At 72.2% G+C, this 13352-nt stretch carries 12 protein-coding genes; 6 read left to right on the top strand and 6 right to left on the bottom strand.

Going from position 1 to position 13352, the window contains the following annotated elements; genetic code table 11:
- The first annotated feature begins 37 nt into the window (after positions 1-37).
- From AQJ54_RS25970 to fxsA, 3 genes are all read left to right on the top strand, one after another.
- Positions 38-1624 (top strand): amidohydrolase, encoded by a 1587-nt coding sequence (locus AQJ54_RS25970; protein ID WP_062241401.1) that lies wholly within the window; start codon positions 38-40, stop codon positions 1622-1624.
- 568 nt (positions 1625-2192) lie between these two features.
- Entirely contained in the window at positions 2193-2987 is a 795-nt protein-coding gene (locus AQJ54_RS25965; protein ID WP_062028150.1) for a polyprenol monophosphomannose synthase, read from the top strand.
- 97 nt (positions 2988-3084) lie between these two features.
- Entirely contained in the window at positions 3085-3654 is a 570-nt protein-coding gene (gene fxsA / locus AQJ54_RS25960; protein ID WP_062028148.1) for an FxsA family membrane protein, read from the top strand.
- Between the two features lie 209 nt (positions 3655-3863).
- Here the strand turns inward: fxsA and AQJ54_RS25955 are convergent, their stop codons facing one another.
- The 4 genes from AQJ54_RS25955 to yczE form a co-directional block, all read right to left on the bottom strand.
- Positions 3864-4238 (bottom strand): RNA polymerase-binding protein RbpA, encoded by a 375-nt coding sequence (locus AQJ54_RS25955; protein ID WP_003977404.1) that lies wholly within the window; start codon positions 4236-4238, stop codon positions 3864-3866.
- A gap of 268 nt (positions 4239-4506) precedes the next feature.
- Positions 4507-5862 carry an MFS transporter gene (locus AQJ54_RS25950; RefSeq protein ID WP_062241400.1) on the bottom strand — a complete coding sequence of 452 codons (1356 nt, stop codon included), beginning with the start codon at positions 5860-5862 and terminating at the stop codon, positions 4507-4509.
- Positions 5863-5913: 51 nt separating this feature from the next.
- The gene (locus AQJ54_RS25945) at positions 5914-6681 is read right to left on the bottom strand and encodes a glycerophosphodiester phosphodiesterase family protein (RefSeq protein ID WP_062241399.1); all 768 of its coding nucleotides are present in this window, start codon (positions 6679-6681) and stop codon (positions 5914-5916) included.
- A complete protein-coding gene (gene yczE / locus AQJ54_RS25940; protein ID WP_062241398.1) occupies positions 6678-7331 on the bottom strand; it encodes a membrane protein YczE in 654 nt (217 codons plus the stop codon). Before yczE ends, AQJ54_RS25945 begins: the two co-directional genes overlap by 4 nt.
- A 117-nt stretch (positions 7332-7448) precedes the next feature.
- Between yczE and AQJ54_RS25935 the strand changes: the two genes are divergently transcribed.
- Positions 7449-8948 carry an SCO1417 family PLP biosynthesis transcription factor gene (locus AQJ54_RS25935; protein WP_062241397.1) on the top strand — a complete coding sequence of 500 codons (1500 nt, stop codon included), beginning with the start codon at positions 7449-7451 and terminating at the stop codon, positions 8946-8948.
- A gap of 81 nt (positions 8949-9029) precedes the next feature.
- Here the strand turns inward: AQJ54_RS25935 and AQJ54_RS25930 are convergent, their stop codons facing one another.
- Together AQJ54_RS25930 and AQJ54_RS25925 are read right to left on the bottom strand one after the other, a co-directional pair.
- Entirely contained in the window at positions 9030-10637 is a 1608-nt protein-coding gene (locus AQJ54_RS25930; protein WP_062241396.1) for an ATP-binding cassette domain-containing protein, read from the bottom strand.
- A gap of 40 nt (positions 10638-10677) precedes the next feature.
- Positions 10678-10872 carry a hypothetical protein gene (locus AQJ54_RS25925; RefSeq protein WP_007380617.1) on the bottom strand — a complete coding sequence of 65 codons (195 nt, stop codon included), beginning with the start codon at positions 10870-10872 and terminating at the stop codon, positions 10678-10680.
- Positions 10873-11089: 217 nt separating this feature from the next.
- On the opposite strand from AQJ54_RS25925, the gene AQJ54_RS25920 reads away from it, so the two are divergent.
- Together AQJ54_RS25920 and AQJ54_RS25915 are read left to right on the top strand one after the other, a co-directional pair.
- Positions 11090-11482, top strand: a complete 393-nt coding sequence (locus AQJ54_RS25920) for an ankyrin repeat domain-containing protein (protein WP_062241394.1) — start codon at positions 11090-11092, stop codon at positions 11480-11482.
- Positions 11483-11782: 300 nt separating this feature from the next.
- Positions 11783-13201: a hypothetical protein gene (locus AQJ54_RS25915; protein WP_062241392.1), complete on the top strand. Its 1419-nt coding sequence runs from the start codon at positions 11783-11785 to the stop codon at positions 13199-13201.
- Positions 13202-13352 lie beyond the last annotated feature (151 nt).

Genomic DNA, 13352 nt, shown 5'->3' with positions numbered 1-13352 from the left:
GCCCGTACGGCGGGACGGCCCCTGAAACACTGTCCCCATGAGTGAACAGCAGACGGTGCTCCTCCGCCGAGGCGAGGTCCACAGCCCCGCCGACCCCTTCGCCACCGCGATGGTCGTCGAGCGAGGACAGGTGGCGTGGGTCGGATCGGAAGGCGCCGCCGACGCCTTCGCCGACGGAGTCGACGAGGTCGTGGACCTGGACGGCGCGCTGGTCACCCCCGCGTTCACCGACGCACACGTGCACACCACCGCGACGGGCCTCGCCCTCACCGGCCTCGACCTCTCCGGCGCCCCTTCCCTGGCCGCCGCACTGGATCTCGTACGGGACTTCGCGACCGCCCGTCCGGACGACCGCGTCCTCCTCGGACACGGCTGGGACGCGGCCCGCTGGCCGGACGGCCGCCCGCCCGCGCGTGCCGAGCTGGACGAGGCCACCGGTGGCCGCCCGCTGTACCTGAGCCGCATCGACGTCCACTCGGCGGTCGTGACGACGGCACTTCTCGACATGACGGCCGTGGGGCACGCGGACGGCCCCCTCACCGCCGACGCCCATCACGCCGTCCGCGCGACGGCTCTCGCGTCCGTCTCCGCGGCCCAGCGCGCGGAAGCGCAGCGCGCCGCGCTCGCCCACGCGGCCTCCCTCGGCATCGGGACCGTTCACGAATGCGCAGGACCGGAGATCTCCTCGGAGGAGGACTTCACCGGGCTCCTGCGCCTCGCGGACGACGAACCCGGCCCACGGGTCGTCGGCTACTGGGCCGAACAGGACGTCGACAAGGCGCGCGAGCTCGGCGCGGTCGGCGCCGCCGGCGACCTCTTCGTGGACGGCGCCCTCGGCTCCCACACCGCGTGCCTGCACGAGCCGTACGCCGACGCCGACCACACCGGTATCGCCTACCTGGACGCCGACGCCGTGGCCGCCCATGTCACCGCCTGCACCGAGGCGGGCCTCCAGGCCGGCTTCCACGCCATCGGGGACGCGGCCGTGACCGCCGTGGTCGAGGGGGTCCGCGCCGCCGCGGAGAAGCTCGGCCTCGCCCGCGTCCGTGCCGCCCGGCACCGCGTCGAGCACGCCGAACTGCTCACCCCCGAGGCCGTCGCCGCCTTCGCCGAACTCGGCCTCACCGCCTCCGTGCAGCCCGCCTTCGACGCCCTGTGGGGCGGCGAGGAGGGCATGTACGCCCGCCGTCTGGGCCGGGAGCGGGCGAGGCGTCTCAACCCCTTCGCGGCCCTCCTGCGCGCCGGTGTCCCGCTCGCCTTCGGCTCCGACAGCCCGGTGACCCCGCTCGACCCGTGGGGCACGGTCCGCGCGGCCGCCTTCCACCACACCCCCGACCACCGGGTCTCGGTGCGCGCCGCCTTCACCGCGCACACCCGCGGCGGCTGGCGGGCGATCGGCCGGGACGACGCCGGTGTCCTGGTGCCCGGCGCCCCCGCGGACTACGCGGTGTGGCGCACCGACGAACTCGTCGTCCAGGCCCCCGACGACCGCGTGGCCCGCTGGTCCACCGACCCCCGCTCCGGCACCCCCGGCCTGCCCGACCTGACGCCGGGCCGTGACCTGCCCGTCTGTCTGCGCACGGTGGTCGGCGGACGGACGGTTTTCGTACGGCCGGGCGAGTGATCTCCTGGGGTGGCGCGGACCCGCTCACCCGTCCCCACCCTGTCGCGCGACCTGCGCATCCTCCCCACTGACCAGGGCATTGACGGCGGAGCCGCAGGTCAAACGGCTGTTGACAGCCGACGGCAGGGGGCCGGTAGGTTCGGCCGGGTCCACCACCGGACGCCCGACCGCGGAACCTCCGCCCAGTCGTCGCAGCGCCGCTGGGTCAGGGACGGTGTGCCGCACCGGGGCACCGCCACTGGGAGCCAGGCTCAGCGCTCGCGCCACGGCGAGGGAACGTTCCGTCCGGCCGGGAAGGTGTGACCCGGGTGGGGCCCGGACGTTCAGTAGACAACGGCTTTCGGTCGACCCGCAGCCAGCGGGCCCCAGGTCGGCCCGAAGGGCGCCGGGCCCCCATCCGCAGTGCGGCGACCGACGTCGGCGGGGGTCGCATTTCGCCACAGGGGCCGAAAATCGTAGTCTTACCCCGCTCTTGTGGAAACGACACCAGCATACGAACGCCTTGTCACGTCATCGCAGGCCGTGAGCACTATGGTGGACGCCTGCGCAATGACTCGAAGGGGCAGCAGTGAACGACGGTGACGTGGCCCGCACGGCCCAGGAGAGACGGTTCGGCCCGCTCGGCACCGCCTTGGTGATCATCCCGACCTACAACGAGGCGGAGAACGTCAAGTCGATCGTCCGCCGGGTGCGGGCTGCCGTCCCCGACGCCCACGTCCTCGTGGCCGACGACAACAGCCCCGACGGCACCGGCAAGCTTGCCGACGAACTCGCCGTCGAGGACGCCCAGGTCCACGTCCTGCACCGCAAGGGCAAGGAAGGTCTCGGCGCCGCCTACCTGGCGGGCTTCCGCTGGGGTCTGGAGCACGACTACGGCGTCCTGGTCGAGATGGACGCCGACGGCTCCCACCAGCCCGAGGAACTGCCCCGGCTGCTGACCGCCCTCAAGAGCGCCGACCTGGTGCTCGGCTCGCGCTGGGTGCCCGGCGGCCGGGTCGTGAACTGGCCCAAGTCCCGCGAGGTCATCTCCCGGGGCGGCAGCTTCTACTCCCGGGTGGCCCTCGACCTGCCCCTGCGGGACATCACCGGCGGCTACCGCGCGTTCCGCCGCGAGACCCTCGAAGGCCTCGGCCTGGAGAACGTCGCCTCGCAGGGCTACTGCTTCCAGGTCGACCTGGCCCGCCGTGCGGTCAAGGCGGGCTTCCAGGTCGTGGAGGTGCCGATCACCTTCGTCGAGCGCGAACTGGGCGACTCCAAGATGAGCCGCGACATCCTGGTGGAGGCCCTGTGGCGGGTCACCACCTGGGGCGTGGGCGAGCGGATCGGCCGGATCACCGCGCGCGGCAAGCGCCCGCAGGCGTAGCCCCACGGCCTGCCGGGCGAAACCGGTCCACGGGTCCACAGACCCGGCTGATCGTCCCCTTATGCCGTGCTGAGCCACGCCCAGGCACACTGGACATATGACGACAGGCGCTTCGACCCCCACGTACCCCGCCCGGCCCCGACGTTCCCGTGTCCGCACCTTCCTGCCGCTGGGCGTCGCCGCCTGGCTGGTGCTGGAGATCTGGCTGCTGACCCTGGTCGCGGGCGCGGCGAGCGGGTTCGCGGTGTTCCTGCTCCTCGTCGCCGGCTTCGTGCTCGGCTCGGTGGTGATCAAGCGCGCCGGCCGCCGCGCGTTCCGGAACCTGAACGAGGCGCTCCAGCGGGGCGGCGCCCCGTCGGACTCGGACAGCGGTGGCAACGGCCTGATGATGCTGGGCGGCCTGCTCCTGATGATCCCGGGCCTGATCTCCGACGCGGTGGGCCTGCTCCTGCTGATCCCGCCGGTCCAGAAGGCCGTCGGCCGGTATGCCGAGCGCACCTTCGACCGCAAGCTCCGCACCGCCGCGCAGGGCAGCCTGGGTGACGCCTTCCAGCAGGCCCGCATGCACCGCCCCGACGGCAAGGTGGTCCAGGGCGAGGTCATCCGCGACGTGCAGGACCGACCGGAGGACACGCCCGAGGACCGTAGGCCGCCGCTGACCCGCTGACCCGCTGACCCGCTGACCCGCTGACCCGCTGACCCGCTGGTCGGGCTCGGCGCCTGACGGTGCACAGCATGAGGCCGGCTCGTCCGTTGACCGCCGGCCGGCTCACCCGCTGACAGCACAGAACCGCGGGCGCCGTACGTGAATCACGTACGGCGCCCGCGGTTCTACACGTGCACTTGTGCTGTTATGCGGCCCAGTCCCTGCGGGGACTACGCCGACTTGCGGCTGTCCCGGGGATGAACCGCGATGTTCATCGCCCCGGATCGCAGAACCGCCAGACGCTCCTCGAGGACCTCTTCGAGCTCCTCGCGGGTGCGTCGCTCCATCAGCATGTCCCAATGGGTACGCGCGGGCTTGGCCTTCTTTTCCTCAGGGCCGTCGCCGTCGACCAGAAGTGCCTGGGCCCCGCAGACCTTGCACTCCCACTCCGGCGGGATCTCCGCCTCGACCGAGAAGGGCATCTCGAAGCGGTGCCCCTTCTCACATGCGTACTCCACGGCCTGGCGCGGGGCCAGGTCGATGCCGCGGTCCGTCTCGTAGCTGGTCACCACGAGGCGCGTGCCGCGAAGAGCTCGCTCACTCATGAATCGTGCCTCCCGGGCTTGTCGCCCACAGGACAGGTGTCGCTGTCGTCGTCATACCGGTCAACGTCCGGTCGGCGGTAAAGATTCCCGTTCCGGGTCCCGTCCCGGGCAATGCGTCGCCGTCGTAGCCGCCCCTTGTTGTACCCACCAGCGCCCGGTTTGTCACATCTGCTAGCAGATGTCACCCAGCGTTTCAGCATCTTTGACGCGCAGTAACGGTACGCCTGGCAGGCCAAACGCGTACACTACAGCGCTTTGGTGTTGAACGCTAAATCCTTTCGGGTACGGGATTGCCCGCGTCGCTGATCGCCTGCCGTACCGGAACCCTCGCGAGCAGGGCGAATCCGATGACGAAGAAGGCCACCAGGGAGATGATCGCGTCCCGGTAACTTCCCGTCAGCTGGTAGGTGATCCCGAACAGCAGCGGTCCCAGCCAGCTCATGCCCCGGTCGCTCATCTCGTACGCCGAGAAGTACTCGGCCTCCTTGCCGGGCGGGACGAGATGGGAGAACAGCGAGCGGGACAGGGCCTGGCTGCCGCCGAGCACCAGCCCGATCCCGGACGCCAGAACGAAGAACCACACCGGCGCGCCGGCCGGCAGGAAGAACCCGGCCGCCAGGATCACCGCCCAGGCCACCAACGAGCCGAGGATCGTGCGCTTGGCCCCGTGGGTCCGCGCGATCCGGCCCAGCGCCAGCGCCCCGGCCACCGCGAGCACCTGGACCAGGAGCACGGCCGCGATGAGGGTCGACTGGCCGAGGCCCAGCTCCTCCGAGCCGTAGACCGACGCCTGGGAGATGACGGTCTGGATGCCGTCGTTGTAGATCAGGTACGCCAGCAGGAAGGCGAGCGTGAGGGGGTGGCGGCGCATGTCGCGGACAGTGGCGGCGAGTTGTCGGAAGCCCGGGGCCGTGGGCTCCCTCGTCTCCCCGGCGGCAGACCTCCGGTCCCGCAGCCGGCGTAGCGGAATCAGCGTGAAGGCGCCCCACCACAGCCCTGCCGAGGCCAGGCAGACCCGGACCGCGGCGCTCTCGGAGAGGTCGAAGGACGCGTGGCCCATGTACAGGACGAGGTTCGCGACCAGGACCAGGGCGCCCGCCGCGTAGCCGAAGGCCCAGCCCTTGGAGGAGACCGCGTCGCGCTCCTCGGGCGGGGCGATCTGCGGGAGGTAGGAGTTGTAGAGCATCATCCCCACGGACTGCGCCGCGTTCGCGACGACCAGGAGGACGCCACCGAGCAGATACCGGTCGCCGCCGAGGAAGAACATGCCGGTCGTGGCCGCGGCGCCGGTGTAGGCGGCGGCCGCGAGCAGCGGCTTCTTGCGGCCGCCCCGGTCGGCCGCGGCGCCCACCAGGGGCATCACGAGCACGGCCACGATCACCGAGAGGGACACCGAGTAGGCGAAGAACGAGCCCGCCCTTACCGGGATGCCCAGCGGGTGGACGTAACCGTCAGCGTCCGCCGCGTTCTTGGCGACCGACGTCAGATAGGGGCCGAGGAACACGGTGAGCACGCTCGTCGAGTAGACGGAGCACGCCCAGTCGTAGAAGTACCAGCCGCGCTGCTCGCGCCGCCGTTCGGCGGCCTCGTCGGCCGAACCCGCCCGCACGGTGTCGGTGCCCACCCGTGCCCTCGCTTCCCGGTGGTGCCCTGCGCGGACCGGTGGCGGGACGGGTCAGACCCAGGTGCCCCGGTCCTCCATGACCTTGCGCAGAGTGTCGATGTGATCGGTCATGATGCCATCGACTCCCAGGTCCAGGAGCCGGTGCATGCGATCCGGTTCGTTGACGGTCCACACGTGCACCTGGAGCCCGTGCGCGTGGGCGGCGCGCACGAAGCGGTGGTCGACCACCGGGATGCCGGACTGGGCCTCGGGCACCTGGGCGGCGACGGCCGAGCGGCGCAGCGCCGCGGGCACTCCCCAGGAGCGCAGCCGCAGATTGAGCACGCCCCTCGTGCCGTACGACGTCGCAAGGCGCGGTCCGGCCAGCCGCTGGGCGCGCATCACGCGCGCCTCGGAGAAGGAGCCGACGCAGATCCGGTCCCAGGTGTCGGTGCGCTCGACGAGCTCCAGGAGCGGCAGGAGGGCCGGCTCGGCCTTGACGTCGATGTTCCAGCGGGCCTCGGGGAAGGTCTCCAGGAGCTCCTCGAAGAGCGGCACCGGCTCCTTGCCCGCCACGCGCGCGTGCCGTACGTCGGCCCAGGGCAGGTCCGCTATCCGGCCCGCGCCGTCGGTCACCCGGTCCAGCGTCATGTCGTGGAAGGCGACCAGCCTGCCGTCGGCGGTGGCGTGGACGTCGGTCTCCAGATAGCGGTAGCCGGCCTCGACCGCCTGCCGGAACTGGAAGGCGGTGTTCTCCAGACCGTCCGCCGCCCCGCCCCGGTGGGCGAAGGGGATCGGGCCGGGATGGTCGAGGTAGGGGTGGCGTATCCGCGGGGTCACGGTCGCAGTATCGCTCCCCGCGGTTGCCCGACGGCAACGACCGTGCTGCCGTCGGATGCCGGGGACACGGCGAACACCCTCAGGAAGAGCTGGGCGAGCGGGCCGATGGACACCGCGTAGAGGACGGTGCCGACGCCGATGGTGCCGCCGAGGGCGAACCCGGTGACCACGACCGCCACCTCGATCCCGGTCCGCATCAGCCGGATCGAGCGCCCCGTGCGCCGGTGCAGCCCCGTCATCAGGCCGTCCCGCGGCCCCGGGCCGAAGCGGGCCGCGATGTAGAGGCCGGTGGCCACCCCGTTGAGCAGGATGCCGGCCAGCAGGACAGGGATCCGTACGGCGAGACCGTGCACGTCGGGGACGGCGGCCAGGGTGGCGTCCATGGCGATGCCGACCACGAAGACGTTGGAGACGGTGCCGAGCCCCGGCCGCTGGCGCAGCGGGATCCACAGCAGCAGCACCGCCGCGCCCACGATGATCGACACGACCCCGATGGACACACCGGTGAGCTCCGCGAGGCCCTGGTGCAGCACGCCCCAGGGCTCCAGGCCCAGGCCCGCCTCGACGAGGAGCGCGGAGCTGGCCCCGTACAGGGCGAGCCCGACGTACAGCTGGATCAACCGTCGCCCGAGACGGCTCTGTGCGGACAAGGCGGGTTCCCCCTGATCGTGACATGTGAGGTGGTGCGGGTGGCCTGACACATGACACCCTGTGGCTTGGGATGGCATGCCATCTATGGCCAATTCCGGGAAGGTGGACTGATTTCAGTGGCGCAGTGGACCTCGGCGGTGGGTGCCGCGCAGCTCGCCCGGCTCCTCAACTCCCAGCAGGACCGCCCGGCGGGCGCCGCCACGCGCCGCCCGCCGGCCTACCGCGCCCTCGCCGACGGCATCCGCCTGCTGGTCCTGGAGGGCCGGGTACCGGTGGCCGCCCGGCTGCCCGCCGAACGCGAACTGGCCCTCTCCCTGTCCGTCAGCCGTACGACCGTCGCGGCGGCCTACGAGGCGCTGCGGGCCGAGGGGTTCCTGGAGTCCCGGCGCGGCGCGGGCAGCTGGACCGCGGTCCCGGCCGGGAACCCGCTCCCCGCCCGCGGCCTGGAACCCCTCCCGCCCGAGACCCTCGGCTCGATGATCGACCTGGGCTGTGCGGCCCTGCCCGCCCCCGAGCCTTGGCTGACCCGCGCGGTGCAGGGCGCCCTGGAGGAGCTGCCGCCGTACGCCCACACCCACGGCGACTACCCGGCGGGGCTGCCCGCCCTGCGCGCGATGATCGCCGAGCGCTACACGGCGCGCGGGATCCCGACCATGCCCGAGCAGATCATGGTCACGACGGGTGCGATGGGCGCGATCGACGCCATCTGCCACCTGTTCGGCGGACGCGGCGAGCGCATCGCCGTCGAGTCCCCCTCCTACGCGAACATCCTCCAGCTGATGCGGGAGGCGGGCGCCCGGCTGGTGCCCGTCGCGATGGCGGAGGGGCTGACCGGCTGGGACATGGACCGCTGGCGCCAGGTCCTGCGGGACGCGGCACCCCGGATCGCCTATGTCGTCGCCGACTTCCACAATCCGACCGGTGCGCTGGCCGACGAGGACCAGCGGCGCCGGCTGGTGGAGGCGGCGCGGTCCGCGGGGACCGTGCTGGTGGCCGACGAGACGATGACGGAGCTGTGGCTCGACGAGGTCTCGATGCCGCGCCCGGTGTGCGCCTTCGACCCGGCCGGTTCCACCGTGGTCACCGTCGGCTCCGCCAGCAAGGCGTTCTGGGCGGGGATGCGCATCGGCTGGGTCCGGGCGGCACCGGACGTCATCCGCAGCCTGGTCGCCGCGCGGGCCTACGCCGACCTCGGGACGCCGGTCCTCGAACAGCTGGCCGTGAACTGGCTGTTCAGCACCGGCGGCTGGGAACACGCGGTGGAGCTGCGCCGAGGCCAGGCCCGGGAGAACCGGGACGCGCTGGTGGCGGCGGTCCGCAAGGAACTCCCGTCCTGGGAGTTCGAGGTCCCGCAGGGCGGACTGACACTGTGGGTACGGGCCGGGGGGCTGTCCGGTTCGCGACTTGCGGAGGTGGGGGAGCGGGTCGGAGTCCGGGTGCCGTCGGGTCCCCGCTTCGGGGTGGACGGCGCCTTCGAGGGCTATGTGCGCCTGCCGTTCACGGTGGGAGGTGCGGTGGCTGAGGAGGCGGCTGCGCGATTGGCCGCGGCCGCGAGAGTGGTGGAGAACGGCGGGGCTTCGGGCGGGGGGGAATCGCCGCGCACGTTCGTGGCCTGAGGGGACTGCACCCACCCAGGGGCGCGGGGAACTGCGCGACCGGCCCCCACGGACCCGCAGCCGCACGACCGGCCCACACCCCTACGGCGCTTCCGCGACCACCGCTTCCGAAGTCACCGCTTCCGAAGTCACCGTTTCCGAGCCCACCGCGTCCGACGGAACCGTCTCCCCATCGGCCGGAGTCGTCCGCTCCGGCAGCAGCGCCAGCACCGCCTGCCGGTCCGCCTCGCTCGTCGCGTCGTCGTACGGATCCGGGGTCGCCGGAACCTGAAGCCGGTGCACGGGCCCCGTCCCGAGGCGGGCATACCCCCGCCCCGGCGGCACCTGCGCCACCGGAGTCGTGTGCGGCGGCGCCCCCAGCACGGCCTCCAACTGCTCCGCAGTCGCGGGCCCCAGCACCACCCGCGCGCGCGTGTGCTGCCGTACCGGATCGCTCAGCGCCTCCGCGCTGTCGAACTGGTCGGCCACGACCACCGTGACGTTGGCCGCTCGGCCGTGCCGCAGGGGGACCTGGAGCAGGGACTGCGGATCCTTGCGGCCGTCCGCGGCGGCGAGGTGGGTGAAGGCGGTGGGGCGGTCGAGCAGCACCCACAGGGGGCGCTTGGTGTCGTCCGGTGCGGGCCGGCCCGCCTGGCGGGCGTGGTTGACGGCGATCAGGCGGCGCTCGGTCTCGGTCGCCGCCCACTCCAGGCTCGCCAGCGCCCCCGCAAGACCGCACTCGACCGCGAGGACGCCGTCCCGCCCGGTCAGGCACGCGTACTCGCCGGTGCCGCCGCCCTCGACGATGACGACGTCGCCGTACTGAAGGGCCTGGAGCGCGATCGAGCGCAGCAGGGTAGAGGTGCCGCTGCCCGGCTGGCCCATGACCAGCAGATGCGGCTCGGTGGAGCGGATGCCGGTGCGCCAGACGACCGGCGGGACGTCCCGCTGCCCGTCGCCGTGGCCGAGCGGGAGCGTGCGCTGGACCTGGGTGGGGTCGGTGAAGCCGAGGACCGTCTCGCCCGGGGCGGTGACGAACCGCTGGGCGGCGATGTCGGTGGGAAGCGGGGCGAGGACGGTCACGGTGAGTTCGTTGCCCTCCTCGTCCCAGGTGAAGTGGTACTCGCGGCCGCGGCCCGACTTGGCGTGCAGCAGCTGCTCGATGCGGGCCCGGGACTCCGCCTCGCCGTCGGTGAAGTACGCCGGGTAGCGGACGAGCAGATGGGTGATGCGGCCGGTGGCGTCGAAGTCGTAGGCGGGGAAGGCCTTCTCCCACTCGCCGCCGTGCGTGTACAGCGGGTCCGGGTCCTCGGCGGCCGAGAAGTACGGGACGAGTGCTTCGTACAGCGACTGGAGGCGCTGGGTCTGCGACTCGTCGGGTTCTTCCGGCTCCGGGGACTTGCGCTCCCGGCCGTGCCAGGCCGCCGCCGCCATCAGGCTGATGACGGCGAGCAGCGGGCCGTACGGGACGAGCGCGACGACCAGGACCACCGAGGCCACCAGGAACAGCAGCGGCCCGCGTCTGTCCTTGGGGGTCTCGGCCCATCTGCGCCGCCCGGCCGAGGCCAGCCGGCGCAGACCGCGGGTGATCGTGATCAGCGGGTGGAGGACGTCGGTGGCGCTGTCGGCCGCCGTCCGGGCCAGCTCCCGGCTCCGGGCGATCTGCGCGCTGCCTGTGCTCAGGATGCGGGGGAGGGGGCGGCGGGCCACGGCTGTCTCCTGTTGGTGCGTGCGGACGGGAGTGACGACGTCAGAACTTGATGCCGCCGAGGAGGCTCGCCAGGCTCTCGCCGCCGGCCTTGATGCTCGGGGCGATGGCCGTGCTGGCCAGGTAGAACCCGAACAGCGCCGAGATCAGGGCGTGGGAGGCCTTGAGCCCGTCCTTGCGGAAGAAGATGAAGACGACGATGCCGAGCAGTACGACACCGGAGATGGAGAGGATCATGTGAGTGCTCCTGGTTCGTGGGGACAGTCACCATGAGTACTTCCAGCATCACAGCATGTATCCATACGACAAAAGGTGCAAATGGGTGAAATTCTTTTGATTTCACCGGTTTGGCGGAGCCGCGGTGATCCTTACGTCCGGCACTTCGGGTCATGTGCGGCGCGAGCCAGTACCCTTGCGGTTCACCTGAACGGTTGTATGAGAGGCGGTCCGGCCGATGAGCGAAGCCCCCGACCCCGAGGTCGTGGAGCTGGCGACGAAGATCTTCGATCTGGCCCGGCAGGGGCAGACCGAGGCGCTCGTGGCGTACGTCGACGCCGGGGTCCCGGCAGGCCTCACCAATGACCGCGGGGACTCGCTCGTGATGCTCGCCGCCTACCACGGCCACGCGGACGCGGTACGCGCGCTCGTCGCCCGCGGGGCGGCGGCCGGCGGCGTCAACGACCGGGGGCAGACACCGCTCGCCGGAGCGGTCTTCAAGGGCTCCGAGGGGGTCATCAAGGCTCTGCTCGAAGGCGGCGCCGACCCGTCCGAAGGCACGCCCTCGGCCGTCGACACCGCCCGGATGTTCGGCCGGACAGAACTGCTCGAATTGTTCGGCGCGCACTGATCCACATGTTCTGACCAGCGAAAACACACACAACGGGGGAGGCGGTACAGGGCCGCCGAAATTTCGGTCGCGGCAGACGGAAGTGCCGGGTCATCATGACGTCGTGGTTCACGGACGGGATGGCTGGGCAGGTGATGCCGCACCGCGTGGACCGTGAAACGGTCCGCATGGGCCACCGACGAGAGGCAGAGGAAGATGGCTTACAGCAAGCAGGAAACGGCGGGCGCCCCGACGTGTTGTCACGCGGCCAGGTAATGCACGTCCCCGGTTGCGTCGACGCTTGATGTGAGGCTGTTTCCCATGTTCGATCCGGTCATAGCGCCCAGCGGTACGCTGCTCGGCCTGCTCCAGCGGGGCCGCGGCGACGGCACGCTGCACGCGCTCACCGCCCCGCGCGCCGAGGCGCTCGCGGCCCTGAACCACTGCGTGCTGCGCGATCCCCGCCACGACTGGCAGGTGGAGAACCGCTCCCTTTACTACGCCCGTCTCTACCTCGACCTGAACGGCGAGCTGGACGAGATCGAGGCGCACCTCTTCGAGGTGGACGACGTCTTCGACACCGAGGAGTCACGCACGGGCCTCGCCCTCGCCGTCCTCGGCCATCTCGCCTCCTACGGCAGGCGCGACGCGCTCGAACTCCTGCGCAGGTACGCCGCCTCGGGCTCCAACTGGGCCTGGGCGCTCGACGAACTCGCGCTGCGGGACGACGACGCGGGCCTGCGGGCCCTCGCCGCCCCTGTGCTCGCCCGGTTCGGCACCGATCCCGAGGGCGAGGCCGAGCTGGCCGTCGCCGTCCGGGACGCCTTCGAGCCGAGGCCATGGCGGTTGTGGGCCGACGATCCCCGTGAATCCGTCTCCACGCGTGTGCGTGCCGCCCAGGAGGCCGGCTGTTTCGACCGCTGGCAGCGCCAGATGCGACCTACCGGGCCCCGTCCGGGGTGGAGCGTGCGGGCCGTCTTCGAGTGGGCCCAGCAGGGCGTCGAGCGGGGGGCCGCGCTGCATGTGCCCGCCGCCCGCTGCCTGGCCGCCGTGGCCGGACCCGAGGACCGGCCCGAGATCCTCGCGACCGCCGAGGACGGCACCGACGGGGCGCGCTGCACCGCCCTGCGCTACCTCGCCGACAGCAATGACGCCGCCGCCCTCGATCTGATCGAGCGGGCCGTGGCGACCGGCTCCGCGGCCGTCGTGGAGGCCGCGCTCGACTCATTCGAACGCATGCGCAGTATCGCCGCCGTCGACCGGGCCCGGAGCTGGGCGCGACGGCCCGATGCGCTCGGAGCCGCCGCCGGACGCATGCTCGCCTGTCTGGGCGGCGCCCAGGACCGGGACCTCGTGCTCGCGGCCCTCAGAGAGGCCGTCCGGGGCGAGGGCCCCGACGCACCCACCCTGTGGACCCTCGTCGACGGCGCCGGACGGCTCGGCATCGCCTGCGCCGCCCCCGTGCTGCGCCATGTCTACCGGGAGACGGCCTCCTCCCATCTCCGTGGCCGCGCCGCCCACGCGCTCGCCGCCACCGACCCCTCCTTCCCCACCGGCTTCGCCGTCGAGTGCCTCTGGGACTGCGAGGAGACCACCCGCGAGATCGCCGCCCGGCACGCCGAGACAGGTGACGCCCGGGTCGTGGAACGACTGCGCAGGCTGGCCGCCGACCCGGCGGAGGAGGCCGAGGTCCAGACGGTCGTCCGCAGCCGCATCGGACCGGACACCGCCGCCATGTGACACCGGCCCCGGGAGGGGACCGCCGGGCACCGTCAGGCCCGGTCGGTGAACTCGCGGTGACCCGCGGGTCAGGTCGGCATGGACACGGCCTGACCTGCTCGGGTGCGCAGCGGAACGCTCATGGGACGTTCACCGTTCGCAAAGATCCACG

Origin of the sequence: Streptomyces griseorubiginosus (genome assembly GCF_001514195.1) — a bacterium.
GTDB classification, from domain to species: domain Bacteria; phylum Actinomycetota; class Actinomycetes; order Streptomycetales; family Streptomycetaceae; genus Streptomyces; species Streptomyces griseorubiginosus.
Note: the sequence above shows the minus strand (reverse complement) of the source record. Positions and strands in the feature narration are given on the sequence as shown.

Coding starts and splice junctions, on each gene's coding strand:
- AQJ54_RS25970 (WP_062241401.1), top strand. CDS start 38: ATGAGTGAACAGCAGACGGTGCTCCTCCGCCGAGGCGAGGTCCACAGC.
- fxsA (WP_062028148.1), top strand. CDS start 3,085: ATGACGACAGGCGCTTCGACCCCCACGTACCCCGCCCGGCCCCGACGT.
- AQJ54_RS25955 (WP_003977404.1), bottom strand. CDS start 4,238: ATGAGTGAGCGAGCTCTTCGCGGCACGCGCCTCGTGGTGACCAGCTAC.
- AQJ54_RS25925 (WP_007380617.1), bottom strand. CDS start 10,872: ATGATCCTCTCCATCTCCGGTGTCGTACTGCTCGGCATCGTCGTCTTC.
- AQJ54_RS25920 (WP_062241394.1), top strand. CDS start 11,090: ATGAGCGAAGCCCCCGACCCCGAGGTCGTGGAGCTGGCGACGAAGATC.
- AQJ54_RS25915 (WP_062241392.1), top strand. CDS start 11,783: ATGTTCGATCCGGTCATAGCGCCCAGCGGTACGCTGCTCGGCCTGCTC.